This window comes from Roseovarius ramblicola (assembly GCF_042430665.1).
GTDB lineage: Bacteria > Pseudomonadota > Alphaproteobacteria > Rhodobacterales > Rhodobacteraceae > Roseovarius > Roseovarius ramblicola.
Map to the genome: position 1 here is coordinate 367268 of NZ_JBHMEC010000017.1, position 24900 is coordinate 392167.

Annotated in this window: 20 protein-coding genes; 10 read left to right on the plus strand and 10 right to left on the minus strand. The window is 70.0% G+C overall.

All coding sequences use genetic code 11. The annotated features are described in order from the left end of the window. Positions 1-66 precede the first annotated feature (66 nt). From ACFFU4_RS12480 to ACFFU4_RS12495, 4 genes are all read left to right on the plus strand, one after another. Entirely contained in the window at positions 67-720 is a 654-nt protein-coding gene (locus ACFFU4_RS12480) for an SDR family NAD(P)-dependent oxidoreductase (protein ID WP_377070100.1), read from the plus strand. Between the two features lie 80 nt (positions 721-800). Then, positions 801-1583 (plus strand): 5'/3'-nucleotidase SurE, encoded by a 783-nt coding sequence (gene surE / locus ACFFU4_RS12485; protein WP_377070101.1) that lies wholly within the window; start codon positions 801-803, stop codon positions 1581-1583. Further along, complete coding sequence (locus ACFFU4_RS12490) at positions 1580-2236, plus strand: protein-L-isoaspartate(D-aspartate) O-methyltransferase (protein WP_377070102.1); 657 nt, start codon at positions 1580-1582, stop codon at positions 2234-2236. Before surE ends, ACFFU4_RS12490 begins: the two co-directional genes overlap by 4 nt. Positions 2237-2285: 49 nt before the next feature. Further along, complete coding sequence (locus ACFFU4_RS12495) at positions 2286-3467, plus strand: peptidoglycan DD-metalloendopeptidase family protein (RefSeq protein ID WP_377070103.1); 1182 nt, start codon at positions 2286-2288, stop codon at positions 3465-3467. Between the two features lie 53 nt (positions 3468-3520). Here the strand turns inward: ACFFU4_RS12495 and ACFFU4_RS12500 are convergent, their stop codons facing one another. The 4 genes from ACFFU4_RS12500 to ACFFU4_RS12515 all read right to left on the minus strand — a co-directional run bounded on the left by ACFFU4_RS12500 (position 3521) and on the right by ACFFU4_RS12515 (position 7061). After that, entirely contained in the window at positions 3521-3697 is a 177-nt protein-coding gene (locus tag ACFFU4_RS12500; RefSeq protein WP_377070104.1) for a hypothetical protein, read from the minus strand. Continuing rightward, positions 3694-4824, minus strand: coding sequence for a YeeE/YedE thiosulfate transporter family protein (locus ACFFU4_RS12505; RefSeq protein ID WP_377070105.1), 1131 nt, complete (start codon positions 4822-4824; stop codon positions 3694-3696). Before ACFFU4_RS12505 ends, ACFFU4_RS12500 begins: the two co-directional genes overlap by 4 nt. Before the next feature lie 7 nt (positions 4825-4831). Beyond that, entirely contained in the window at positions 4832-5746 is a 915-nt protein-coding gene (locus tag ACFFU4_RS12510; protein WP_377070337.1) for a sulfurtransferase, read from the minus strand. 148 nt (positions 5747-5894) lie between these two features. Next, entirely contained in the window at positions 5895-7061 is a 1167-nt protein-coding gene (locus tag ACFFU4_RS12515) for an amidohydrolase (RefSeq protein WP_377070106.1), read from the minus strand. A 63-nt stretch (positions 7062-7124) separates the two neighbouring features. On the opposite strand from ACFFU4_RS12515, the gene mazG reads away from it, so the two are divergent. After that, entirely contained in the window at positions 7125-7940 is an 816-nt protein-coding gene (gene mazG / locus ACFFU4_RS12520; protein WP_377070107.1) for a nucleoside triphosphate pyrophosphohydrolase, read from the plus strand. Between the two features lie 160 nt (positions 7941-8100). Here the strand turns inward: mazG and ACFFU4_RS12525 are convergent, their stop codons facing one another. Both ACFFU4_RS12525 and ACFFU4_RS12530 read right to left on the minus strand, forming a co-directional pair. After that, positions 8101-9300 (minus strand): DegT/DnrJ/EryC1/StrS family aminotransferase, encoded by a 1200-nt coding sequence (locus ACFFU4_RS12525; RefSeq protein ID WP_377070108.1) that lies wholly within the window; start codon positions 9298-9300, stop codon positions 8101-8103. Positions 9301-9380: 80 nt separating this feature from the next. Further along, a complete protein-coding gene (locus tag ACFFU4_RS12530) occupies positions 9381-10046 on the minus strand; it encodes an HAD-IA family hydrolase (RefSeq protein ID WP_377070109.1) in 666 nt (221 codons plus the stop codon). 137 nt (positions 10047-10183) lie between these two features. Here ACFFU4_RS12530 and glmU point away from each other — a divergent pair, with 137 nt between their 5' ends. Together glmU and glmS are read left to right on the plus strand one after the other, a co-directional pair. After that, entirely contained in the window at positions 10184-11539 is a 1356-nt protein-coding gene (glmU, locus tag ACFFU4_RS12535) for a bifunctional UDP-N-acetylglucosamine diphosphorylase/glucosamine-1-phosphate N-acetyltransferase GlmU (protein ID WP_377070110.1), read from the plus strand. Next, positions 11539-13362, plus strand: a complete 1824-nt coding sequence (gene glmS / locus ACFFU4_RS12540) for a glutamine--fructose-6-phosphate transaminase (isomerizing) (protein WP_377070111.1) — start codon at positions 11539-11541, stop codon at positions 13360-13362. The genes glmU and glmS overlap by 1 nt, the downstream gene beginning before the upstream one ends. A gap of 367 nt (positions 13363-13729) precedes the next feature. On the opposite strand, the gene ACFFU4_RS12545 is transcribed toward glmS, so the two are convergent. Further along, positions 13730-14167: a hypothetical protein gene (locus ACFFU4_RS12545; RefSeq protein ID WP_377070112.1), complete on the minus strand. Its 438-nt coding sequence runs from the start codon at positions 14165-14167 to the stop codon at positions 13730-13732. 85 nt (positions 14168-14252) lie between these two features. Here ACFFU4_RS12545 and moaA point away from each other — a divergent pair, with 85 nt between their 5' ends. Continuing rightward, on the plus strand, positions 14253-15278 hold the full coding sequence (gene moaA, locus ACFFU4_RS12550; RefSeq protein WP_377070113.1) for a GTP 3',8-cyclase MoaA: 1026 nt from the start codon (positions 14253-14255) through the stop codon (positions 15276-15278). Positions 15279-15990: 712 nt separating this feature from the next. Here the strand turns inward: moaA and der are convergent. Genes der through ACFFU4_RS12565 form a run of 3 tightly spaced genes read right to left on the minus strand, consistent with a single transcriptional unit; the run spans position 15991 to position 19552 of the window. Then, entirely contained in the window at positions 15991-17445 is a 1455-nt protein-coding gene (gene der / locus ACFFU4_RS12555; RefSeq protein ID WP_377070114.1) for a ribosome biogenesis GTPase Der, read from the minus strand. Positions 17446-17495: 50 nt separating this feature from the next. Next, a complete protein-coding gene (locus ACFFU4_RS12560; RefSeq protein ID WP_377070115.1) occupies positions 17496-18839 on the minus strand; it encodes a PQQ-like beta-propeller repeat protein in 1344 nt (447 codons plus the stop codon). Positions 18840-18865: 26 nt separating this feature from the next. Continuing rightward, positions 18866-19552, minus strand: a complete 687-nt coding sequence (locus ACFFU4_RS12565) for a tetratricopeptide repeat protein (RefSeq protein WP_377070116.1) — start codon at positions 19550-19552, stop codon at positions 18866-18868. 198 nt (positions 19553-19750) lie between these two features. Here ACFFU4_RS12565 and ACFFU4_RS12570 point away from each other — a divergent pair, with 198 nt between their 5' ends. Continuing rightward, positions 19751-21007 (plus strand): efflux RND transporter periplasmic adaptor subunit, encoded by a 1257-nt coding sequence (locus tag ACFFU4_RS12570; RefSeq protein WP_377070117.1) that lies wholly within the window; start codon positions 19751-19753, stop codon positions 21005-21007. Beyond that, positions 21004-24771, plus strand: coding sequence for an efflux RND transporter permease subunit (locus tag ACFFU4_RS12575; RefSeq protein WP_377070118.1), 3768 nt, complete (start codon positions 21004-21006; stop codon positions 24769-24771). The genes ACFFU4_RS12570 and ACFFU4_RS12575 overlap by 4 nt, the downstream gene beginning before the upstream one ends. The last annotated feature ends 129 nt before the right edge of the window (positions 24772-24900 follow it).

Genomic DNA, 24900 nt, shown 5'->3' on the forward strand with positions numbered 1-24900 from the left:
CGCAGCGCGTCAAAAGTCAAGCGATTGTGCTTGATCCGGCGGCCCGGTGATGGGATTTGCCACCATATGACAGACCCGGACACTCCTCCAGTCGCCCTCGTCACCGGCGCGTCGCGCGGCCTCGGGGCCGCGATGGCCGAGCGCCTCGCCGCCAGCCACCACGTCGTTGCGGTGGCGCGCACGACGGGCGGACTTGAAGAGCTTGACGACCGTATCCGTGCCGCGGGCGGTCAGGCCACGCTCGCGCCGATGGACATCACCACGCGCGATGCGATGGCACAGCTTTGCCGCTCGGTCCACGACCGCTGGGGGCGGTTGGCGCTGTGGGTGCACGCCGCCGTTCATGCCGCCCCTCTCAGCCCCGCCGACCATGTCGACGCGCGCGACCTCGAACGCTCCATCGCCACCAACGTCACCGCCACGGGCATTCTCATTCCTTTCGTCGCGCCGCTGCTGGGGCACGAAGGGCAGGCGGTATTTCTCGACGATCTGCGCGCAGGCGAGAAATTCTTCGGTGCCTATGGCGCGACCAAGGCGGCGCAGATCGCGCTGGCGCGTAGCTGGCAGGCCGAGACCGCGCGGACCGGCCCGCGCGTGCATATCCTCACGCCCGCGCCGATGCCCACTGCGACGCGCGCGCGCTTCTTCCCAGGTGAGGAGCACGAGGCCCTCGCCCATCCGCGTGACGAGGCGGCGCGCCTGCTGGCCACGCTCGGCTGAGGGCCACACCGCTTGTTGCCGCGCGGTGCAGGCGTTAGACAGGCCGCAGGACCGGGCGGACAGCGGACAGGGCAGGCGACATGCGCATTCTCATCACCAATGACGACGGCATCAACGCCCCGGGGCTGGCCGTCCTCGAAGAGATCGCCATCGCGCTCGCGGGGGATGCGACCGCAGTCTGGACCGTGGCCCCCGCCTTCGAGCAATCGGGCGTCGGGCACTGCATTTCCTACACCCGGCCGATGATGATCAGTGAGATGGCCGAGCGTCGCTACGCCGCCGAGGGCAGCCCCGCCGATTGCGTGCTCGCCGGGCTGCACGACGTGATGAAGGATGCCCGCCCCGACCTCGTGCTCTCGGGCGTCAACCGCGGCAACAACGCCGCCGAGAACGCCGTCTATTCCGGCACCGTCGGTGCGGCGATGGAGGCGGCGCTTCAGGGTGTGCCGGCGGTGGCGCTCAGCCAGTATTACGGGCCGAAGACCCGCGATCTGCCAGACCCGTTCGAATGCGCGCGCACCCACGGGCTGCCGGTGCTGCGCCGCCTTCTGGACAAGGGGGTGTGGACGCAGGACGATTACGGCATCTTCTACAACATCAACTTCCCCCCCTGCCCCGGCTCCGAGGTCAGGGGGATCCGCGCCGCGCGACAGGGCTTTCGCCGCGACATGGGGTTTGGCGTGCAGCCCCACACCGCGCCGTCGGGGCGGCGGTTTCTCTGGGTCACCGGCGCGCCGCAGCACGAGCCCACGAGCCCCGGCTCGGACGCGGATGTGAACCTGCAGGGCTACGTCTCGGTCACGCCGATGCGGGCGGACCTGACGGCCCACGACGCGCTGGAGGCGCTGAAGGCGATCGAATGAGCGACGAAGCCGATCATAGCGCCGAACGCCAGATGCAGTTCCTCTTTGCACTGCGCTCGCGCGGGGTGACGGAGGCGCGCGTGCTCTCGGCGATGGAGCGGATCGACCGGGGGCGCTTCGTGCGCGGGCATTTCGCGGGGCGCGCCTACGAGGACATGCCGCTGCCCATCGCCTGCGGCCAGACCATCAGCCAGCCCTCGGTGGTCGGGCTGATGACGCAGGCGCTGCGGCTGAGCCCGCGCGACAAGGTGCTGGAGGTGGGCACCGGCTCGGGCTATCAGGCGGCGATCCTGAGCCAGCTCGCGCGCCGCGTCTATACCGTGGACCGCCACCGCCATCTGGTGCGCGAGGCCGCTGCGATCTTTGCCGAACTCGATCTCGCCAATATCATCGCGCTTACCGCCGATGGAAGCTTCGGGCTGCCCGAGCAGGCACCGTTCGACCGTATCCTGGTGACCGCCGCCGCCGAGGATCCGCCCGGGCCGCTCTTGGCCCAGCTCAGGATCGGGGGTATCATGGTGCTGCCCGTGGGCCAGTCGGACACGGTGCAGCAACTCATCCGCGTCACCCGGCACGAGACCGGCTACGAGTATGACGAGCTGCGCCCGGTGCGCTTCGTGCCGCTGGTCGAGGGACTTGGGCGTGACGGCTGAAACGCGCCGCGCGGAGGCAGGACAAGAGACGAGGGACAAGGGGTATCTCATGCGACATCTGCCACGAAATGTGGCGACCGGCATCGGCATGGCGGCGGCGCTCGCCGCGTGCAGCGGGCCGCTCGACATCGACATGCGCGGTGGCTTCGGCAATGCGCCGAGCACGGCGGAGGCCGCGCAAACCGCCACCGCCGACCGGCCCGCGCCTGACGCGCGGGGCATCATATCCTATCCCGGCTACCAGGTCGCGGTGGCGCGGCGGGGCGACACGCTGGCCACGCTCGCCGCGCGGATCGGGGCGGATGCCGGGGAACTGGCCCGCTACAATGGTATCCAAACCGGCGACATCCTGCGCGACGGCGAGATCGTGGCGCTGCCGCGCCGCGTGGCCGAGCCCGAGGGCGGCCCGATCCGCCCCGACAGCGAGATCACGGCGCTGGCGGGGCGCGCCATCGAGCGCGCCGACGGCGAAAAGATCGAGACCAGCACCCTCGACCCGGCACCGCAGGCCGGAGTGGCACCGAGCGGCGTGCAGCCCATCCGCCACAAGGTCGAGCGCGGCGAGACCGCGTATTCCATCTCCCGGCTCTACGACGTGCCGGTGCGCAGCCTCGCGGACTGGAACGGGCTCGGCCCCGCCTTTACCGTTCGCGAGGGGCAGTTCCTGCTGATCCCCGTGCCCGCACCCGAGGCGCGGCCCCGCAAGCGCGACGAGAGCCGGGCCGTGCCGCAGGACGAAGCCGCCGTTACCCCGCCCGGCAGCGGCTCGCCCACGCCCGAGCCGCCGAGCGCCGACGACCCCCTGCCCGACGATCCGCCCGCCGAGCCGGAACCGGTGGCGGCCCCCGACCTTGGCGCGTCGCAGTCTGAAACGAGCGAGGCCCGCCTCGCACGCCCGCTCGACGGCGCGATCGTGCGCGACTATGCCAAGGGCCGCAATGACGGCATCGACATCGCCGGCACACCCGGGGCAGAGGTGCGCGCCGCCGGCGCAGGCACCGTCGCGGCGGTGATCGAGGACAATGACGGCCGCCCCATCGCCGTCATCCGCCACGAGGGCAACCTGCTGACGGTCTATTCGAACCTCGCCAGCCTGAGCGTGGCCAAGGGCGAGCGGGTGAGCCGTGGCCAGTCCATCGGCACGCTGCCCGACAGCGGCAGCCCGGCGCTGCATTTCGAGGTGCGCGACGGTATCGAGAGCCTCGACCCCAACCCGCTACTGGGGAACTGAGCGGCGCGGGGACGGTCTGCGGACAGAGGGACGTGGCCGCCCACGTTGGGCCCCTACTTCGCCGGTGGCGGCGGGGCCGCGCAATGCCCGCCCGTGGCCGCCAGCCCCGAACCGAGTGCCAGCATCGGCGGCGCATTGTACGGGTTGAGCGGGTCGGACTGCGCCTGATCGAGCGCAACGAGCCCCAGCACGCCCAGCCCTACCAGCATTGCGACATGCACCCGCCTCATTTCCGCGCCTCCAGCCCCAGCACGGGGCGCAGCCGGATACCCACCCAGGAGCCGGCAAAGGCCGCTATGAACCACACCCAGCCATGCGCCGAGCCGGTCGCGACACCGCTGAAGAACGCACCGATATTACAGCCGAAGGCGAGCCGGGAACTGTAACCCAGGACCAGCCCCGCGACGATCACCGCCACCCAGGCGCGCGCGGGCAGCACGCCCACCGGCGAGGCGAACCCCGCCCGCCACCACGCCACCAGCGCCGCGCCGCCGATCAGGCCGAGATCGGTGAGCGAGGTCACATCCGTGAGCAGGCTCGCCTTGACCTGCGCGGCATTCGCGGGCGCCGCCCAGAAGGCCGAGCCGGAGAGGTCGCCGCCCGCGGTCACCACCGCCTTGGCCACCCACAGCCCGAGGCCATAGACCACGCCCCAGGGCTGTCCGGCGACCACGAGGTGCACGATCGCCAACGCCGCCAGCGCCAGCGCCGCCGCCCAGTAGCGGGCGGGCAGCCGGTGACTGCCCTTGCGCCCCAGAATCAGCGCCAGCGCGGCGATCCCCGCCAGCCCCGCCAGCGTGATCGCGAGCCCGGTGCCGCCGTCGAGCGTGGCCACCGGCAGGCTGCCCAGCGATGTCCACCAACTCAGGTGATACGCGCCGCCAAAGCTGCCGATGGCGAAGAACGGCAGCGCCGCCGCGCCGATGGCGTTGCCGCTCCCGGCGTTCACGAGCGTGCCCGAGCCGCAGCCCAGAACCACCTGCATCGCCGCGCCAAAGACGAAGGCCCCGCCCACCATCGCGAAGCCGATGGGGGCGTGCGCGCCCTTGAGTTCGGCCCCGTTGGCGGCCAGCAGCGGCAGCGCCACGCAGGCCACGATGCCGATGGCCAGAAGCTGCGCCAGAAGCCCCGAGGCGTCGCGCTCCAGGATCATCCGCCGCCACGGGCCGGTAAAGCCGAAGCGGAACCCTTCGAGCGTCAGGCCAAAGCCCAGCCCGATGGCGAGGATCGCGCCGGCGCGCGGCCCGGCGGTCAGCGCCACCGCGAGGACCAGCCCCGCCACGAACAGTAACACGCCCGTGCGCGACAGCGCGCCGGGGGCAGAGGGCGGGGCCGCTTGGGCGGTGGCCTGTGTCATGGACGTCTCAATACTTGCCGGTCATCTTGTTGATCATGTTCTGGAAAAGCCCCGGCACATTGGCCATTTCCAGCCCCGCATTCGACCAGCCGACCACCGATTCCGGGTAGAGCCGCACGCCCTCGATCCCGGCCAGTTCGCTCAGCGCGAACCAGTTGGTCGCCGCCCAGTGCCCGGTATTGCAAAACGATACCAGCCGGTCGCCATCCCCGAACCCGTTCTCGGCAGCCAGCTCGCGCACCAGATCGGGCTTGATGAGCGACGGCGCGTCCGGGCCGAACCACCGGTCATGGGTGAAATACCGCGATTGCGGGATGGTGCCGGGCCGTGCCGCCCCGCCGTGCTTGGTCTCGCCCTTCCAGAACGCCTCGGGGCGGGCATCGACGAGCGTCGCCTCCTCGCGCCCCTCGACGATGGCCTGCACGTCTTCGCGCGTCGCCAGCCATTCGTCGGAGAAGCTGACGGTGATGGTGCTCGGCGCGACCTCCGCGGCGGGGCCGGTCCCGACCGGGGCCTTGGCGTCTTGCCAGGCATTCATGCCGCCGTTGAGCACCGCCAGATCGCCGAGGCCCGAGGATTTGAGTGTCCAGTAAACCCTTGCCGCAGAACCGAAATCCGTCTGGTTGCTACCCTGGTGGACGACCACCACGGGCGTGTCCGTCTCAAGCCCCAGACCGCGCAGCACCTCGGTCAGGTGCGCCTCGGACACGAGCTTGCCGGGGTTCTCGGCCGGACCGCGAAAAAGGCCGTAGGGCGCGTTGCGCGCGCCGGGGATGTGCCCGCTCTCGAAGGCGCGCGGCGCGCGGATGTCCAGAACCACCGGTGCCTGCGCCCGGTCGAGGGCGTTGCCAAGCGCCGCGGGCGTGGTGAGTGGACCACCTGCCGCCTGCGCCGCCTGTGCCGCCAATGGCGCAAGCGCCATCACGAGCATCAGAACCGCCTGTTTCAATCTCCTGCGCATCGAAATTCTCCTGTCGTCGCGTTTGCCGATTGTGTCGCAGACATACGCCCCGCTCCCGGGCACAACAAGCGTGTGAGCGCGACTTCACGGGCTGTTGAGGGGCGTGGGCTCAGGCGCCGGAGGGCAGCGCCCGCTCCACCACGCGGGCAAAGAAGGACGCGCCGAGGGGGGCAACCGCGTCATTGAAATCGAAGGCGGGATGATGCAGGCCCGGTCCCTCGCCCTGCCCCAGAAACAGGTAGGCACCGGGCCGCTCAACCAGCATGTAGGCGAAATCCTCGGCCCCCATCTCGCGCGTGCGATCCGCGACCACCGCCGTTTCCCCGGCCACCTCGCGGGCAATTTCCGTTGCGAATTCCGTGGCTTGTGCCTCGTTTACCGTGGGTGGATAGCCGGTATCAATTCTGACCTCAGCGCCCACGCCATGCGCCGCCGCCACACCCGCGGCCACCTCGTGCAGGCGGCGATGCGCCATCTCGCGGACATCCTCGGCGAAGGTGCGGATCGTCGCGCCGACATAGGCGCGCGCGGGGATCACGTTGTCGGCGCTGCCGGCGTGGACCTGCGTGACCGAGATCACCAGATCGGCGAGCGGGTCGCGGTCGCGGGTCACGATGGTCTGGATGGCCTGCACCATTGCCACCGCCGCCGGGATCGGATCGCGCGCCTCGTGGGGCATGGCGCCGTGGCCGCCCTGCCCTAACACATTGATATGCAAGGTATCGACCGCAGCCATGATCGGGCCCGGCGTGGTCTCGAACGTGCCCTCGGGCGCGCCCGGCAGGGTGTGGAGGGCATAGACCTCGGCCACGTCATGACGGTCGAGCGCGCCCTCCTCGACCATCAGCCGCGCGCCGCCCGGCCCCTCCTCGGCCGGCTGGAAGAAGAGCACCGCGCGCCCTGCGTAATTCCTTGTTTCCGCTAGGTATTTTGCCGCGCCAAGCAGCATGGTGGTATGCCCGTCATGGCCGCAGGCATGGGCCCGCCCCGGCACCCTGCTGGCATGATCCGCGCCGGTCAGATCGTCCATCGCGAGCGCGTCCATGTCGGCGCGCAAACCGATGGCGCGGCCCGGTTCACGGCCCTCGATCACCGCCACGACCCCCGAGCGCGCGACCCCGGTCTCGATCCGGTCCACGCCGAACTCCCGCAGTTTTTCCACAACGAATTCAGCAGTTTGGTGGCAGTCGAGCCCAAGCTCGGGATACGCGTGGAGGTGCCGCCGCCACGCGGTCATCTCGTCGGCGAATCCGCTGATGCGATTGATCACGGCCATGTCTGGACATCCCCTTGTTGTCCCGTCACCCTGACAGCAGACAGCAATTCAAAGGGCGCTGCAATGGCCGATGACACCCTCCTCCACGATCCCGATGGCGGGATGCCGCGGCTCATCGGGATCATGGAGCGGCTGCGCGATCCCGAGACGGGCTGCCCCTGGGATATCGACCAGGACTTCATGAGCATCGCTCCCTATACCATTGAAGAAGCTTATGAAGTTGCCGACGCGATCGAACGTCGCGACTGGGCCGATCTCAAGGGAGAGCTGGGCGACCTGCTGTTGCAGGCGGTGTTTCATGCGCAGATCGCGCAGGACCGGGGATTGTTCGACATCGCGGATGTGGCCAACGCCATTTCCGACAAGATGATCGCCCGCCATCCCCATGTTTTCGGGGAAGAAAACCGCGACAAGAGCGCCGAACAGCAAACCCGGGACTGGGAGGCCGTGAAGGCCGCCGAGCGGGCCGCGTCGGGTGAAGGCGGCACGCTCGACGGTGTTGCAATGGGGCTGCCGGCGCTGCTGCGGGCGGTGAAACTCCAGAAACGTGCCGCACGGGTGGGGTTCGACTGGCCTGACTCTTCTCATGTTCTCAAGAAGATACAGGAAGAAGTTGAAGAACTGCATGAAGCTGCCGAGAGCGGCGATTCCGATCACGTCGAGGAAGAATTCGGCGACCTGCTGTTCGTCATGGCCAACCTCGCGCGGCACATGAAGCTCTGCCCCGAGACGGCGCTGCGCCGCGCCAACGCCAAGTTCACCCGCCGCTTTCAATGGATCGAGGCGCGGCTTGCCGAGGACGGCCGCCGCCCCGAAGACAGCGACCTCGCCGAGATGGACGCGCTGTGGGACGCGGCCAAGCGGGACGCGAAGCTGTAGGTTCAGCGCGCGAACCGCACGGTTCCGGGCGCGCACCGCGCGGCGCGTTTACCTTGCGCAAACGGCTCTCGCGGCCCCCGGGTTTCTTCCTGGTGAAAATACTCCGGGGGAGTCGCCGCGCAAGCGGCGGCGGGGGCAGCGCCCCCGGCACGGCGACGGGTCAGGCGGCGCGGGCCTGCCAGACCGCGCCCACCTCGGCACGGATGATGCGGGCGATCTGTGCGCAGTCCGCGAGGCTGAAGGTCAGCGGCAGGCGCATGTCGAGGAGCCCGCGCAGGATGCGGTCGGTGGCCGGCATCGGCGCGCTCGGCGCATAGCGCCAACTGTCGTAGCGGCTGGTGAAGCCCGCCGGTTCCGCGCCGCCGAACCATTTGAGTTCGACGCCGCGCGCGGCGCAGCGGCGGATCACGTCCTCGACGGCGCCGTCCTCCCAGTCGAGCAGCAGCATCTGGATCGACGAGCCGACAAAGCGCTCGGGCGCGGGCCGCTCTGCCAGCGTCAGCCCCGGCGTGCCGCGAAGCCCCTCCTCGACCACGCGGTAGCGCGCATTCCAGCGGTCGCACTGCTCGTCCAGCATCCGCAGTTGCGGGCGCAGGATGGCGGCGCGCAGGTGGTCCATGCGTCCCGAAACGTTGGGGGTGTCGTATTTCACGGCCTCGAACACATCCTCGGGCGGCACCGTGCCATGGCGGGCATAGAGCATGTAGGAGCCCGACAGGATCACCGCGCGCGCCATCACCGTGTCGTCATCGGTGATCAGAAAGCCGCCCTCGCCGGAATTCATGTGCTTGTAGGTCTGGGTCGAGAAGCAGCCCACCCTGCCCCAGCGTCCCGACGGGGTGCCGCGCCACGCCGCCCCCATCGTGTGGGCGCAATCCTCGATCACCGTGAGGCCGTGCGCGTCGCAAATCCCCATCAGCCGGTCCATGTCGGCCAGATGCCCGCGCATGTGGCTGAGCATCAGCACGCTCGCTTCGCCCGCCCTGTCGGCGAGATCGTCGAGGTCGATGGTGAGCTGTTCCGTCACGCCGACGAAGACCGGCTGCGCGCCGACGCTGGCGATGGCGCCGGGCACCGGCGCGAGGGTAAAGGCATTGGTCAGCACCCGGTCGCCCGGCCCGACGCCGAGCGCGCGCAGCGCGGTGGCCATCGCGTAGCCCCCCGAGGTGACGGCGAGCGCGTGGCGCGCCCCGGTGTAGTCGGCGAAGTCGCGCTCCAGCGCCGCCGCCTCGCCCGCCTCGCCGGGGGCGAGGTTGTAGCGGTGCAGCCGCCCCGAGCGCATCACCTCCAGCGCCGCCGCGATCCCCGCCTCGGGGATCGGCTCCTGCTGGGTGAAGCTGCCTTTGAATATCTCTGACATGCAGGTGTTTTGGCGCGCGCGGGGCCCTGCGTCAATGGTTCGCCGACGTGTTTCACGAAAGCCGAAACCGTACCTCGCGCTCAGCCGATGAGCCGCGTGACCACGCCGGGCAATTCGTCGAAATGGCCGATGATCGCCTCGGGCTCCAGCGCTGCCATGTCCGCCCCCGAGGGCCCGAACCCGACCAGCACCGACGGCACCCGCGCGGCGCGCGCGGTGTTGCGGTCGGTGTCTGAATCGCCCACCAGCAGCGAGTGCACAGGATCGCCGCCCGCGCGGCGCACGGTCTCGCGCAGGTGCTCGGGGTCGGGCTTGCGCACCGGCAGGGTGTCGGCCCCGGTGAGCGCGTGAAACCGGCCCAGCACGCCCATCCGCGCCAGCAGCAGCCGCGCCAGCGCCTCGGGCTTGTTGGTGCAGATGGCCACCCGGTAGCCCGCGTCGCGCAGCCCCTCGACCGCCGCCATCGCGCCGGGATAGAGGCGCGTGTGGCGGTCTATGGCCTCGGCATAGGCGGTCAGCAGCAGCGGGTATTGCCGGTCGATCTCGGCCTCGTCATCGCCGCGCCCGAGCCGCTCCATCCCCAGCCGCAGCATCGCCCGCCCGCCGCGCAGCGCCACGGCCACATCGCGCGCGGGGCACAGCATGTCCGCCACGCCCATGCCGCGAAAGCAGCTATTGGCGGCGGCGATGAGATCGCCGCTGGTATCGGCGAGCGTGCCATCGAGATCGAACACCACGGTGCGCATCGCCCCTCCATCAGCCAGGTCCCGGCAGGAAACCGCTTAGCCCCGTCACCGGATGGTCACAAGGTTTTCCTGCGCTCGCCCTTGCGTCAGTTTGCGGAAAGTGTAGGACAACCATGCCACGAGAAAGAGAGTGCCCCATGTCCGTTGCCCTGATCGTTCTTGCCGCCGGGAAGGGCACGCGGATGCACTCGGACCGGCCCAAGGTGCTGCACGAGGTGGCGGGCGCGCCGCTGGTCGTCCATGCCATCGCGGCGGGCGCGGCGCTGGACCCGGCGCGCATCGTGGTGGTGGCGGGGCATGGTGCCGGGGATGTGCGCGCGGCGGTGGCCGCGCATGAGGACGCGGCGGAGGTGGTGATCCAGACCGAGCAGCGCGGCACCGCCCACGCGGTGGCGCAGGCCGCGGGCACGCTGGCGGATTTCGACGGCGATGCGCTGGTGCTCTACGGCGACACGCCGCTGATCCGCCCCGGCACGCTCGCGCGGATGGCCGAGGCGCGGCGGCACCACGATATCGTGGTGCTGGGCTTTGCGCCCGCCGAGCCGGGCCGCTACGGGCGGCTGGTGATGGAGGGCGAGAGCCTGATCCGCATCGTCGAGTTCGGCGACGCGACCGAGACCGAGCGCGCCATCGGGCTGTGCAACAGCGGCGTGGTGATGGCCCCCGCCGCGCTGCTCTTCGATCTGGTGGCCGGGGTCGGTTGCGACAACGCCGCCGGGGAGTATTACCTTACCGATATCGTCGGTCTGGCGCGCGAACGCGGCCTCTCGGCCACCGCCGTCACCTGCGACGAGGCCGAGACGCTGGGCGTCGATTCGCGCGCCGGGCTGGCCGCCGCCGAGGCGGCGTTTCAGGCGCGCGCCCGCGCGGACGCGCTGGAGACGGGGATCACGCTGACCGCGCCCGAGACGGTGCATTTCGCCCATGACACGGTGCTGGGCCGCGACACGGTGGTCGAGCCCTGCGTGGTATTCGGCCCCGGCGTCACCGTCGAGACCGGCGCGCATATCCGGGCGTTCTCGCATCTGGAGGGATGCCACGTCTCGCGCGGGGCGGTGGTCGGGCCCTATGCCCGGCTGCGCCCCGGCACCGAGCTGGCCGAGGACGTGCGCATCGGCAATTTCGTCGAGGTCAAGAACGCGATCATAGACGAGGGGGCCAAGGTCAACCACCTGAGCTATATCGGCGATGCCGCGATCGGCGCCAACGCGAATATCGGCGCGGGCACGATCACCTGCAACTATGACGGGGTGAGCAAGCACCGCACGCGAATCGGCGCCGACGCGTTCATCGGCTCGGACACCATGCTCGTGGCCCCGGTGAGCGTGGGCGACGGGGCGATGACCGGCTCTGGCTCTGTCATCACGCGCGACGTGGAGGCGGGCGCGCTCGCCGTGGCGCGGGCGCGGCAGGAAACCAGACCCGGCTTTGCCACGCGGCTCTTTGCGCGGCTGCGGGCGGCAAGGGACAAAGGTGACGAGGGAGAGCGCTGATGTGCGGGATCGTCGGGGTTCTGGGGAATCACGAGGCGGCTCCGATGCTGCTCGACGCGCTCAAGCGGCTGGAATACCGCGGCTATGACAGCGCCGGGCTGGCGACGGTCAATGACGGGCGGCTCGACCGCCGCCGCGCGGTGGGTAAGCTGGTCAACCTGTCGGACCTGCTGGTGCATCAGCCGCTGCCGGGCAAGGCGGGGATCGGCCATACCCGCTGGGCCACCCACGGCGCGCCCACCCGCGCGAACGCCCACCCGCACCGCGCCGGGCCGGTGGCGGTGGTGCATAACGGCATCATCGAGAATTTCCGCGAGCTGCGCGCCGATCTGGCCAAAGCCGGATTCGGCCACGAGACCGACACCGATACCGAGACGGTGGCGCTGCTCACCCGCCGCCACATGCAAGAGGGCATGAGCGCCGAAGACGCCGCCCGCGCCACCATCGCGCGGCTGGAAGGGGCCTATGCGCTGCTGTTCCTGTTCGCGGGCGAGGACGACCTGCTCATCGCCGCGCGCAAGGGCAGCCCGCTGGCCGTGGGCCACGGCAAGGGCGAGATGTTCGTGGGCTCGGACGCCATCGCGCTGGCGCCGATGACCGACCGCATCACCTATCTGGAGGAGGGCGACATCGCCGTCATCACCCGCGCCGGGGCCACCATCACCGATGCCGGGGGACGCCTTGCCAATCGCCCGGTCAAGACCATCGCGCTCGATCATGCGCGCGTGGACAAGGGCGGGCACCGGCATTTCATGGCCAAGGAGATCGCCGAGCAGCCGATGGTCATCGGCAACGCCCTGCGCCACTACCTGACCGAGGCGGGCGACGACATACGGCTGCCGGGTGACATGCCCGATCTGGGGCAGGTCGAGCGGCTGGTGCTGGTGGCCTGCGGGACCGCCTATTACGCCTGCCTGACCGCGAAATACTGGTTCGAGCAACTGGCCGGGCTGCCGGTGGACGTTGATATCGCCTCGGAATTCCGCTATCGCGAGCCGCCTCTCGCGCCGGGCACGCTGGCGATTTTCGTCAGCCAGTCGGGCGAGACCGCCGATACGCTGGCCGCCCTGCGCTACTGCCGCGACCGGGTCGCGGGGATCGTCGCGGTGGTCAATGTCGAGGAAAGCACCATCGCGCGCGCGAGCGACCTGGCGCTGCCGATCCATGCCGGGGCCGAGATCGGCGTCGCCTCGACCAAGGCGTTCACCTGCCAGCTCACGGTGCTGCTGTTGCTGGCGCTGCGCGCCGCGCGGGCGCGCGGGCGGATGGATGCGGCGCGGCTCGCCGACCTGCTGTCGGCGCTGCGGGGCCTGCCCGCCACGCTCAACACCGCGCTGGAGATCGACGCGCCGGTCCGCGAGGTGGCGCGCGATCTGTCGGCGGCGCGGAGCACGCTCTTCCTGGGCCGCGGGCTGATGTATCCGCTGGCGCTGGAAGGGGCGCTGAAACTCAAGGAAATCAGCTATATCCATGCCGAAGCTTATGCGTCGGGCGAGTTGAAGCACGGCCCCATCGCGCTGATCGACGAGACCCTGCCGGTGATCGTCATGGCCCCCTGCGACGCGCTCTTCGACAAGACCGTGTCGAACATGCAGGAGGTGATGGCGCGCGGCGGGCGGATCGTGCTGGTGTCGGATGCCGAGGGTGTCGAGGCAGCGGGGGGCGGCACGTTCCGCGCGATCACCATGCCGGTGACAGACCCGGTGCTCGCCCCGATCCTCTATGCCCTGCCGGCGCAGCTCATCGCCTATCACACGGCGATCGCCAAGGGCACGGATGTGGACCAGCCCCGCAACCTCGCCAAATCGGTGACGGTGGAGTGAGGCGGATACGGGAGGCCGGGCCGGTTGGCTGACGGGAGTTGGGCTTGCGTTGAGCCGCGCCATCGCATGTCCGCGGGCAGGCGATCCGACGGTTTTTCAGGGCACTTTATCCCTGCACACCCGCAAAACATGCGGTCGGCGCGCTAGCTTGGCCAAGTCGCCGTGCCGTGGGGGCGGGTCATGCTGAAAGCATGCCTCCGGCATGACCGATGCGCGGCGGCGTGCAAGCCCGCCTCGATTCCGCGCGATGCCAGGCAGGCGAATGGCAGGTACAGGCCAGCCGAAGACCCGCGGATCAACCAGACCCGAGGCCGGACCGGCCGGGGCCGCCGCGCCCGGTCGCCTCAGTCCGCCGCGCCCGGTCGCCTCAGTCCGCCGCGTCCACCCGCAATTCCGGCAAGCCTGTGAGCGGCAGATCAAGCGCCCGGTAGGCGTCGAGCGACATGCGGCTGCCCGCCCCCGGTGCCGCGTCGAGCGGGATGAGATCGACCGCGACGGAGGCGCCGGAGGCCGGGTCGCTGACCCGCCCGCGCACCGGCGACACGACCAGCGGCGTGCGCATCCACAGCCCCGGGCGGGCCACGTCCCCGAGCGAGGCGATGGTGGTGGCGGGCAGCGTCGGGGCGGGGTCGGCAGGGCCTGCTTCGGCCTCGTCCACGGCCCCGGTCGCGTCCGCGGTCCCGGGCTGTGCGGCGGCGTCGGCGGAGGTGTCCGGCGGTGGCGCCGGGGACCGCTCGAACAGCCCGGGAAGGGCACAGCCCCCGGTCAGCAGACAGACAAGAACGACACGCGGAAATCCGGACATGCCCGCAGATTAACCGCCACCGACGCGCCGGGCAACGCACAAGATGTCCCTTGCCCCGCGCCACGGCGGAGCCTAGGTTTCCGGCATGAAAGATGCCCCGCTCAACCCCGCCCCGCTCATCGATCCGTTCCGGCGCGCCATCTCTTATCTGCGCGTCTCGGTCACCGACCGCTGCGATTTCCGCTGCGTCTATTGCATGTCGGAGAACATGACCTTCCTGCCCAAGAGGGAGCTTCTGACGCTGGAAGAGCTTGACCGCATGTGTTCGACCTTCGTGGCGATGGGCGTGGAGAAGCTGCGCATCACCGGCGGCGAGCCGCTGGTGCGCAAGGGGATCATGACCTTCTTCGACGCCATGACCCGGCATCTGGAAAGCGGCGCGCTGAAGGAGCTGACGCTCACCACCAACGGCTCTCAACTGGAGCGCTTCGCCGATGACCTCTACGCCGCGGGCGTGCGGCGGGTGAACATCTCGCTCGACACGCTCGACGAGACGAAATTCGCCGATATCACCCGCTGGGGCCGCCTGCCGCAGGTGATCAAGGGCATCGACGCCGCGCAACGCGCGGGGCTGCGCGTCAAGATCAACACCGTGGCGCTCAAGGGCTTCAACGAGGACGAATTGTTCACGCTGGTCGAGTGGTGCCGGAGCCGCGACATGGACCTCACCTTCATCGAGGTCATGCCGATGGGCGATATCGGCAACGAGGACCGACTGGACCAATACTGGAAGCTCTCGGACCTGCGCGCGCGGCTGGCCGGGGAATACACGCTCACCGATCTGGACGAACGGTCGGGCGGCCCGGCGCGCTATGTACGGCTGGAGGAGACCGGGCAGAAGATCGGCTTCATCACCCCGCTGACCCACAATTTCTGCGAAAGCTGCAACCGGGTACGGCTGACCTGCACGGGCGAGCTATACATGTGCCTCGGGCAGGAGGACATGGCCGACCTGCGCGCGCCGCTGCGCAACCATCCCGGCGATGATGCGCCGCTGCGGGAGGCGATTCGCGCGGCCATCGCGCGGAAGCCCAAGGGCCATGATTTCGACTATTCGCGGCAGTCAGTCGAGGGCCGGATGCCGCGCCACATGAGCCATACCGGCGGCTGACCGGCGGCTCTTGATCCCCGGGGGCCTGCCGCCCGTAGCCGATGGCGCGCGCCTGTTCACACCCTGACAGAACGGCCCCTGCCTGATGCCGGTGCCTTGCGTCACCCGGGTGACGGATCGCTGGGGAGAGGCGCTGCCCCGGCTGCCATGAGCGGCATCAAGGTTGGGAGCGGGGTGCAAAGTCCGCGCCGTTTTCCGACAGCGGTCGTTCGTGTGGATTGGGGCGAAAGCCGATTGGGAGTCCGGTCAGTGCGGAGGGTCGTAGCGGGCGACGGGAATGGCCTGTTGCGGTCGTTGGGCATGATGCGACGAGCCGCGCGAGGGCCCGACCGCGGGTGGGCGTTCCGACGATGAAACGGCGCGCTTTATGGTGCCATATATTCCCAAATTATCAATAACTTGAGACGTAGAAAAGCGCCCGCCCGTCACGCCAAAGGCGTGCCGCTTATACCGGCGCACCTCCGGTGCGACGGGGCGGGTCATGCCGGAGGCATGCCTTCGGCATGACCGCTCGCGCGGCGGCGGGCAAGCCCGCCTCGATTCCGCGCGGAACAGGAGGCGAATGGCGGGTATAGGCCAAACGTAACGGTCACGTCACTCCTGGCGACAGGCCGCTCCGGGCTGACCGCCGTCATCTGACATTTTCGCCCGGGATACCGGCCTCATGCCCTGACGCCATGCTTTCGCATGGGTACCTTGTGTCGGGGAAGGACTACAGATGCTTGCGCAGGCGCGAGGGGCCCGGCGTCTTGCGGGCCTTGTAGGGGTTCGCGCCGGACTGGCTGCGCAGGTGCAGACGGATCGGCGTGCCCGGCATGTCGAAATCGGTACGCAAGCCACCGACGAGGTAGCGGCGGTAGCTCTCGGGCATCTTGTCGGGATGCGAGCACATCACCACGAAGCCCGGCGGGCGGGTCTTGGCCTGGGTCATGTAGCGCAGCTTGATGCGGCGCCCGCCCGGTGCGGGGGGCGGGTGCTGTTCGATCATGCCCGCGAGCCAGCGGTTGAGCTGCGCGGTGGGGATGCGCCGGTTCCAGACCTCGTGGGCCTTTTGCACCGCCAAGCGCAGCCGGTCGAGCCCCTTGCCCGTGCGCGCCGAGACGGTGACGAGCGGTGCGCCGCGCAGTTGCGGCAGCAGCCGGTCGAACGCCTCCTTGAGCGCGCGCAGCTTGCCCTGCCGGTCCTCCTCGATGTCCCATTTGTTGACCGCCACCACCACGGCGCGGCCCTCGCGCTCGGCCAGGTCGGCGATGCGCAGATCCTGCTGCTCGAACGGGATCGCGGCGTCAAGCAGGACCACCACCACCTCGGCGAATTTCACCGCCCGCAGCCCGTCGGAGACCGACAGCTTTTCCAGCTTGTGCTGTACGCGCGCCTTCTTGCGCATACCCGCGGTGTCGAAGAGCCGCACCGGCAGACCGTCCCAGTCGAGCGCAAGCGAGATCGCGTCGCGGGTGATCCCGGCCTCGGGGCCGGTGAGCAGCCGCTCCTCGCCGAGGATGGTGTTGATGAGCGTGGATTTCCCGGCGTTGGGCCGGCCCACCACCGCCACCTGCAAGGGGCGCTCGGGCGTCGGCGCCGCATAGGCGGGCACGGTTTCCCCGTCGGGGTCGGCGTCCTCGTCGATCGCCACGTCGATCTCGGGCGCCTCGGCCTCGGTCCGCGCCGCAAACCCGTCCGAGAGCGGCATGAGACGGGCGTAAAGCTCGTTCATCCCCTCGCCATGCTCGGCCGAGATCTGGACCGGATCGCCGAGGCCCAGCCCCCACGCCTCGTACACCCCCGGCTCGGCGGCCGCGCCCTCGGCCTTGTTGGCGGCGAGGATGACGTGGCCCGAACGCTTGCGCAGGATGTCGGCGAAAATCTCGTCAACCGGGGTGACACCGGCGCGGGCGTCGATCACGAACAGGCACACATCGGCCATCTCCACCGCGCGCTCGGTCAGCCGCCGCATCCGCCCTTCGAGGCTGTCGTCGGTGGCGTCCTCGAGCCCGGCGGTGTCGATCACGGTAAAGCGCAGATCGCCCAGCCGCGCCGCCCCTTCGCGCAGGTCGCGCGTGACGCCGGGCGTGTCATCGACCAGCGCGAGGCGCTTGCCGACAAGGCGGTTGAACAGCGTGGACTTGCCCACGTTGGGGCGGCCCACGATGGCGAGGGTAAAGGACATCGCACAAGGCTCCGGTCACGGTCAGAGCGGGGTGATACAGGATCGCGGCCTCAACGGAAAGCGAGAAGCTGTCCCTTCTTGGACACGACGTAGAGCGTGCCGCCCGCGACCACCGGGTTGGTCGCGGCCCCGCCCGGAAGCGGCACCGTGCGGGTGAGCTGCCCCGAGACCGGATCGAAGAAGCGCAGCCGTTCATCCGCCGACGCGACGACAAGCTGCCCGCCCGCGAGCACCGGCCCGTAATGGCCGACGATGCCGGCCTGCCGCTTGGGCTTGCGCGCGGTGAAGAGCGGCAGGTCATGGCCCCAGATGCGGCTGCCATCCCCGGCCGAGAGGCGCACAAGCTCGTTGCGGTCGCTGACCAGGAACAGCGAGTCGCCGGCGGGCCAGATCGGGTTGAGCGGGCCCTCGTTCGCGGTCCACAGGCGCTTGCCGCTGCCGAGGCTGAGCGCCACCATGCGGCCCGAATGGGTGCCCACATAGACGCGATCGCCAACCACCAGCGGATCGCCGGTGACGTCGCGCACCCGCGCGCTCGCCACGCCCGTGCGCTCGCCCGCGACCTGCGCGTCCCACAACCGCAGCCCGCCCTTGCGGAATGCGCCCTGCACCTCGCCCGCGCCGAACGCGAAGATCGCGTATTTGTCGGTGATCGCCGGGGCCGGGCCGCCCAGCACGTTGTGGATGTCGGGCGTGCCCGAAAGCTGCCAGAGCACGCGGCCTGTCGCGGCGTCGAGCGCCCAGGCCACCTCGTCTCCGGCCACGGCATAGACCAGCCCCTTGTAGATCGCGGGCGCGGCGGTGGTCGGCGCGTCGGTATCCTGCTGCCAGAGCACCGCGCCGGTCTCGGGGTCGAGCGCGGTGACCGCGCCGAAGCCCGAGGTGACGAACAGCCGCCCGTCGCCATAGGCCAGCCCGCCGCCGCTTGAGTTGCCGGCGTTGTCGCCGGGCAGCGAGAGTTCGCTCGCCCACAGCCGCTCGCCCGCCGTCGACACCGCCGAGACCGTGGTCCCGGCGTCGAGGGTGAAGATGCGGCCCGCCGCCACCACCGGATCGGCGGTGATGCGCACCCGGCGGCCATCACCGCTGCCGATATCCGTCGACCAGGCCAGCGCGGGCGCGGCGGAGAGCGCCGGATGCGCGGTGCGGGTGGAGGGCGTGCCCGGACGTTGCGGCCAGGCGGCATTGGCGGTCGGTGCCGGCAGCGAGATCGGGGCCGCGCGGTTGACCGCGGGCGCCTCGGCCTGCGCGCGGCGCGCCTCGGTTTGCAGCACCTCGCGGACGTTTTCACGCTTGCCGGGCAGGATCGGCTCCTGCTTGTCGCAGCCCGCGAGCGCGAGGGTCGCCGCCATCGCGAGAAGAACCGTTTTCGCCATCACCACTGGTGCCCCCATCTGTCGCGTCATACCCGGTGCCCCGGTCATTGCCCGAGCCCGTCCTGTCGGGGCGTGCCCGGGATTTCCGGCACATCCTCGCCAAGCGCCACAATCACCTGTGCCACGCGGCGGCGCAAGGGCCCCGTCGCCTCGGCATCCACCGCGAGCGCCGTCAGCCGGTCGAGCGCGGCGGCGCGGGCCCCGGTCTCGATCTCGATCATGGCGAGCTGTTCCCCGGCCAGCAGCCGGACGAGGCCCGGCTGGTCGGCCAGCGGCGCGAGCCGGTCGCGGCGTTGCCCGGGCGAGAGCCCCGAGCCGGGCAGAGCCACCGCCTTGAGCGTCGCGATGCGGCGGTAGATGGCGGGCACGTCGGCGCGGTCCGCGAGCGCCAGCAGGCGCGTCGCCGCGCCGGGTGCATCGGTCCTTGCCTGTTCGCTCGCGGCGAGCAGGGCGGCCACCGCCGCGGCCCCCGGTCCCGGGGGCGTGATCGCCTGCAGCGCGTCGGCGCGTTCGTCGGCGTTTTCCTGCGCCAGCGCCGCCAGCACCGCGTCGCCGAATGCCTGTGCTTCGGCCTCGGCGCGGGCCTTGCGCCATTCGTTCCAGGCCGCCCCGCCGACCAGCAGCAGGATCGCCAGCACGGCGATCCAGCCGTAGCGGCGCATCAGCCGGAACAGCCGGTCGCGGCGCACCTCCTCGGTGACTTCGTCGATGAAACTGTCCGTGTCGCTCACGCCGCACCCCCTGCCGGATTTCCGCCCCTCTTAGCGTGTCGGTCCGGCGCTGCCAAGGGCCGCGACCATGCGCGAGAACGCGCTTGCCGGGACGCGCGGAAAGGTTTAATCTGAACCGGTTGGTTCAGCGTGTGACGGAAATTCCGTGATGCGCCGTTCCGGTATTTGTGTCGCTTGACGTCGTTCGAAAGGCCCTTCATGCGCCTGTTTCCGGTTCTGATCGCCCTTGTGGTCGCCGCGGCGATCTATGCGTTCGTGTTCGAGCGGGAGCGGATCGTCGCGATGCTGCCCGCGCCCGGGACGTCGGCGGAGGCGCCCGGCGAGGCGGCCGGCGAGGCGGCACGGGACACCGCCGCCGCGCAGGATGCGGGCGACGCCGCCGGGCCCATGCGCGTCGTCGTTCAGCGCTCGGAGGCGCGCGAGGTGGACAGTTCCGTGCTGTTGCGCGGGCGCACCGAGGCCGACCGCGTCGTCGATCTGCGAGCCGAGACCTCGGGGCTGGTCATTTCCGAGCCGCTGCGGAGCGGTGCCTTCGTCGAGCAGGGCGACGTGCTGTGCAAGCTCGACCCCGCCGCGCGGCAGGCATCTCTGGAAGAGGCGAAGGCGCGGCTGAAGGAGGCGCAGGCGCGCGTGCCCGAGGCCAAGGCGCGGCTGGAAGAGGCGCGCGCGGCGCTGGAAGAGGCGCGGATCAATTTCCGCGCCGCCGACAATCTGGTGGGCAGCGGATACGCCTCGGAGACGCGCGTCGCGGCGACGCGCGCGGCGCTGCGCGGGGCCGAGGCGGGGGTCGAGAGCGCCACATCGGGGCTCGAATCCGCCCGCGCCAACATCGAATCGGCCCGCGCCGGCGTCACCGCCGCCCGCGAAGAGATCGAGCGGCTGACGATCCACGCGCCGTTCGGCGGCGTGCTGGAAACCGATACCGCCGAACTCGGCAGCCTGCTGCAGCCCGGCGCGCTTTGCGCCACGGTGATGAAGCTCGATCCGATCACGCTGGTGGGGTTCGTGTCGGAGACCGACGTGGCGCGCGTCGAGACGGGGGCCAAGGCCACCGCGCGCACCGTCTCGGGCACCGATGTGGCGGGCGAGGTGAGCTTTGTGTCGCGCTCGGCGGACCCGACCACGCGCACCTTTCGCGTCGATGTGCGCGTGCCCAATCCCGATCTGGCGCTGCGCGACGGCGAGACCGCCGAGATCGCCATCGCGGCGGCGGGCAAGCGCGCCCACCTGGTACCGCAATCGGCGCTGACGCTCGATGATGCGGGGACGCTGGGCCTGCGGCTGGTGGACGCGGACAACCGCGTGACGTTCGTGCCGGTCACGCTCATGCGGGACACGCCCGCGGGCGTCTGGATCACCGGCCCGCCCGCGCGCGCCGACATCATCGTGATCGGGCAGGAATACGTGCGCGACGGCGTCAGGGTGCGGCCCGCCTACCGGGACCTGGGCCAATGACCGGGATCGTCGACTGGGCCGCCGCGCGCGCGCGGATGGTGCTGGCGTTCGTGGTGCTATCGGTCCTCGCGGGCACCATGGCCTATATCGGCCTGCCCAAGGAGGGTGAGCCGGATATCGAGATCCCGGCGCTGTTCATCTCGGTGCCCTTCCCCGGCATTTCCGCCGAAGACAGCGAGAAGCTGCTGGTCAAGCCGATGGAGCGCGAGCTCAGCGATCTCGACGGGCTGGACAAGATGACCGGCACGGCGGCCGAGAATTATGGCGGCGTGGCGCTGGAATTCGAGTTCGGCTGGGACAAGACCAAGATCCTCGCCGATGTGCGCGACGCGATGGACACCGCCGAGGCCGAGTTTCCCGACGGATTCGAGAAATACACCATCAACGAGGTGAATTTCAGCGAGTTCCCGATCATCATCGTCAACCTCTCGGGCCCGGTGCCCGAACGCACCATGTCGCGGCTGGCCAATGACCTTCAGGACCGTCTCGAATCGATGGAGCCGATCCTGGAGGCGGGCATCGCCGGCAACCGCGACGAGATGGTCGAAGTGGTGATCGACCCGCTGCGGCTCGAAGCCTACAACGTCACCGCGCTCGAACTGATCAACGTGGTGCAGAACAACAACCAACTGATTGCCGCGGGCGAGGTGGACAGCGCGCAGGGCACCTTTGCCGTCAAGATCCCGTCCTCCTTCGAGGAGACGCGCGACATCTACGCCCTGCCGGTCAAGACCAATGGCGACCGCATCGTGACGCTCGGCGATCTGGCCACCATCAACCTCACCTTCGAGGACCGGACCGGCACCGCGCGGTTCAACGGCGAGGACACGGTGGCGCTGCAGGTGGTCAAGCGCCGCGGCTTCAACATCATCGAGACCGCCGACCAGGTCCGCGAAGCGGTGGCCGAGGCCGAGAAGACGTGGCCCGAAGAGTTGCAGGCCGCGGTCAATGTCGGCACCTCCAACGACCAGTCGCGCACGGTGGAATCGATGGTCAGCCAGCTCGAGGGGTCGGTGCTGACGGCGATCGCGCTGGTGATGATCGTGACGCTGGCCGCGCTCGGCATCCGCCCCGCCCTGCTGGTCGGATTCGCGATCCCGACCTCGTTCCTGTTGTGCTTCGCGCTGTTGGCGGTGATGGGGGTGGCGGTGTCGAACATCGTGATGTTCGGCCTCATCCTCGCGGTCGGGATGCTGGTGGACGGGGCCATCGTGGTGGTGGAATACGCCGACAAGCGCATCGCCGAGGGCGAAGGCCCGATGCACGCCTACGTGGCCGCGGCCAAGCGCATGTTCTGGCCGGTGGTCAGCTCCACCGCGACCACGCTCTGCGCCTTCCTGCCGATGCTGTTCTGGCCGGGCATTCCCGGCCAGTTCATGGGGATGCTGCCGGTGACGCTCATTTTCGTGCTGTCGTCGTCGCTGCTGGTGGCGCTGGTCTACCTGCCCGTCCTCGGCGGTGTGACCGGGCGGCTGGAGCGGTGGTTCGAGCAGCGGCTGGGGGCGATCGCGGGCGGCTTCTGGCTGTGGCACGTCCTGCTGCTGCCCGCGGCGGCGGGCGCGGCGCTGCTGGCGGGGCAGGCGCTGCCGTTGGTGCTGGAGCAGGTGAGCGCGCAATTCGCGGTGATGGATGGCGGCGACATCCTCGGCTCGGTCGTTCCGGTGCTGGCCACCGTGTTCGGGCTGGTGCTGGGGGCGGTGGCGCTGATGGCCGCCGGGGTCGGCGGCGTGACGGCGCTGTTGCTGGGGCTGCTGGCGATTCCGCGGCGCCTTGCCAACGGCGTGCGCGCGCTGCGGCGGTGGCTCCTGCCGCGGCGGCGGGAACGGGTGCGCGCGGGTCAGCGCCGCTCGGGGTTCGGCTGGTTCATCCATGCCATCGTGGGCAACCCGGTGATGCCGCTGGTGGCGTTCGGCGCGGTGTTCGTGCTGGTGGGCTCGGTGCTGATGGTCTACATCAACCACAACAACGGCACCGAGTTCTTCGTCGATACCGAGCCGGAGCAGGCCATCGTCTATGTCCGCGGACGGGGCAACCTGTCGCTCGACCAGAAGGACCGAATGGTGGAGAGGGTCGAGGAGATCGTGCGCGCCCATCGCGGCGTGACCACGGCCTTTGCCTTTGCCGGCGAGGGCGGGCTCAACAACAACACCGGCGGCGCCCAGCCGCCGCGCGACACCATCGGGCAGGTGCAGTTCGAGACGATCCCGTGGGAGGATCGCCCGCAGATCACCGAGACCTGGTTCACCGTGCCGTTGCTGGGTTTCGCGGTGCGGCGCAGCGTGGTCGATCCGGCCTATGACGGCGACCGGGTGATTGCCGACCTGTCCGCCGCGCTTGAGAAGATCGCCGGCATCAGGATCGAGGTCCGCGCGCAGTCGCGCGGCCCCGCCTCGGCCAAGCCGGTGCATCTGCGCATCCGCGGCGACGACTGGCCGGCGCTGCAACGCTTTACCGAGGCCGCGCGCGACCGGTTCGAGGCGACCGAGGGCCTCTACCAGATCGAGGACACGCTGCCGCTGCCGGGCATCGACTGGCAGATCGAGGTGGACGTGGAGCGCGCGGGCCGCTTCGGTGCCGACGTGGCGACGGTGGGCGCGATGGTGCAGCTTGTGACGCGCGGCATCCTGCTGGACACGATGCGCGTGGACAGCAGCGACGAAGAGGTCGATATCCGCGTGCGCCTGCCCGAAGAGGACCGGGTGCTGTCGACGCTCGACACGCTCAAAGTGCGCACGGAAAACGGGCTGGTGCCGCTGTCGGCGTTCATCACGCGCACCCCGGTCGAGCAGCTTGCCCAGATCGACCGCATCGACCAGACCCGGTTCTTTGACGTCAAGGCGGCGGTGCGCGACGGGCTGACGGCCACCGTGAGGGGCGGCGACGGCATCGCGCGCGAGGTGCCGCTGACCGCCAACGAGCGTATCGAGCGGCTGACCGGGTGGCTGGAGAGCGGCGTCGTGCCGCCGGGGATCAGCTATGAATGGACCGGCGACCAGGAGGATCAGGAGGAATCCGGCGAATTCCTGCAAAAGGCGTTCGCGGGCGCGCTCGGCCTCATGTTCATCATCCTGCTGGCGCAGTTCAACAGCGTCTACAACGCGGTGCTGGTGCTGCTGGCGGTGGTGCTGTCGACTGCCGGCGTGCTGATCGGGATGCTGGTGATGAACCAGCCGTTTTCCATCATCATGACCGGCACCGGCATCGTGGCATTGGCGGGGATCGTGGTGAACAACAACATCGTGCTGATCGACACCTATCAGGATTATGCCCGCTACATGCCGCGCATCCAGGCCATCACCCGCACGGCGCAGGACCGCATCCGTCCCGTGCTGCTGACCACGATCACCACCATGGCGGGGCTCGCGCCGATGATGTTCGGCCTCAGCCTCGATTTCGTGGGCGGCGGTTATGCCTTCGACACCCCCACCGCGCTGTGGTGGAAGCAACTGGCGACGGCGGTGGTCTTCGGTCTGGGCATCGCCACGGCGCTGACGCTGGTCTTTACCCCCGCGATGCTGGCGCTGCGGGTCTGGGCGGTGACCTACGTGCTGTGGATCGCGCGGGGGCTGGCGGCGCTGTCGCTGGGCCGGTCGAGCCGGACGGCACGCGACTGGGCGCTGGCGCGCGCGGCGCGGCGGGCGCGGCAGACCGAACTGGTCTGGCCCGACGAGCGCGACGCGGCGCGCGCGGGCCGGGACGACACCGGGGAGGCCCACGCGCCGCGCCCCGGCGCGGCGTCGGGGGTGCTGCGCGCGGCAGAGTGAGCCACCGGCGGCACGGTCCCGGCCGCGCCCCGCCTAAAGCATGTTGCTCAAGTGCGGGACCCGGTTTTGAGCGCCTCGACCATGCAAGATCAAGCAGTCGGAGCATGTCGCGAGATTGCGAATGAACGC

Coding starts and splice junctions, on each gene's coding strand:
- ACFFU4_RS12480 (WP_377070100.1), top strand. CDS start 67: ATGACAGACCCGGACACTCCTCCAGTCGCCCTCGTCACCGGCGCGTCG.
- surE (WP_377070101.1), top strand. CDS start 801: ATGCGCATTCTCATCACCAATGACGACGGCATCAACGCCCCGGGGCTG.
- ACFFU4_RS12490 (WP_377070102.1), top strand. CDS start 1,580: ATGAGCGACGAAGCCGATCATAGCGCCGAACGCCAGATGCAGTTCCTC.
- ACFFU4_RS12495 (WP_377070103.1), top strand. CDS start 2,286: ATGCGACATCTGCCACGAAATGTGGCGACCGGCATCGGCATGGCGGCG.
- ACFFU4_RS12500 (WP_377070104.1), bottom strand. CDS start 3,697: ATGAGGCGGGTGCATGTCGCAATGCTGGTAGGGCTGGGCGTGCTGGGG.
- ACFFU4_RS12505 (WP_377070105.1), bottom strand. CDS start 4,824: ATGACACAGGCCACCGCCCAAGCGGCCCCGCCCTCTGCCCCCGGCGCG.
- ACFFU4_RS12510 (WP_377070337.1), bottom strand. CDS start 5,746: ATGGCGCTTGCGCCATTGGCGGCACAGGCGGCGCAGGCGGCAGGTGGT.
- ACFFU4_RS12515 (WP_377070106.1), bottom strand. CDS start 7,061: ATGGCCGTGATCAATCGCATCAGCGGATTCGCCGACGAGATGACCGCG.
- mazG (WP_377070107.1), top strand. CDS start 7,125: ATGGCCGATGACACCCTCCTCCACGATCCCGATGGCGGGATGCCGCGG.
- ACFFU4_RS12525 (WP_377070108.1), bottom strand. CDS start 9,300: ATGTCAGAGATATTCAAAGGCAGCTTCACCCAGCAGGAGCCGATCCCC.
- ACFFU4_RS12530 (WP_377070109.1), bottom strand. CDS start 10,046: ATGCGCACCGTGGTGTTCGATCTCGATGGCACGCTCGCCGATACCAGC.
- glmU (WP_377070110.1), top strand. CDS start 10,184: ATGTCCGTTGCCCTGATCGTTCTTGCCGCCGGGAAGGGCACGCGGATG.
- glmS (WP_377070111.1), top strand. CDS start 11,539: ATGTGCGGGATCGTCGGGGTTCTGGGGAATCACGAGGCGGCTCCGATG.
- ACFFU4_RS12545 (WP_377070112.1), bottom strand. CDS start 14,167: ATGTCCGGATTTCCGCGTGTCGTTCTTGTCTGTCTGCTGACCGGGGGC.
- moaA (WP_377070113.1), top strand. CDS start 14,253: ATGAAAGATGCCCCGCTCAACCCCGCCCCGCTCATCGATCCGTTCCGG.
- der (WP_377070114.1), bottom strand. CDS start 17,445: ATGTCCTTTACCCTCGCCATCGTGGGCCGCCCCAACGTGGGCAAGTCC.
- ACFFU4_RS12560 (WP_377070115.1), bottom strand. CDS start 18,839: ATGGGGGCACCAGTGGTGATGGCGAAAACGGTTCTTCTCGCGATGGCG.
- ACFFU4_RS12570 (WP_377070117.1), top strand. CDS start 19,751: ATGCGCCTGTTTCCGGTTCTGATCGCCCTTGTGGTCGCCGCGGCGATC.
- ACFFU4_RS12575 (WP_377070118.1), top strand. CDS start 21,004: ATGACCGGGATCGTCGACTGGGCCGCCGCGCGCGCGCGGATGGTGCTG.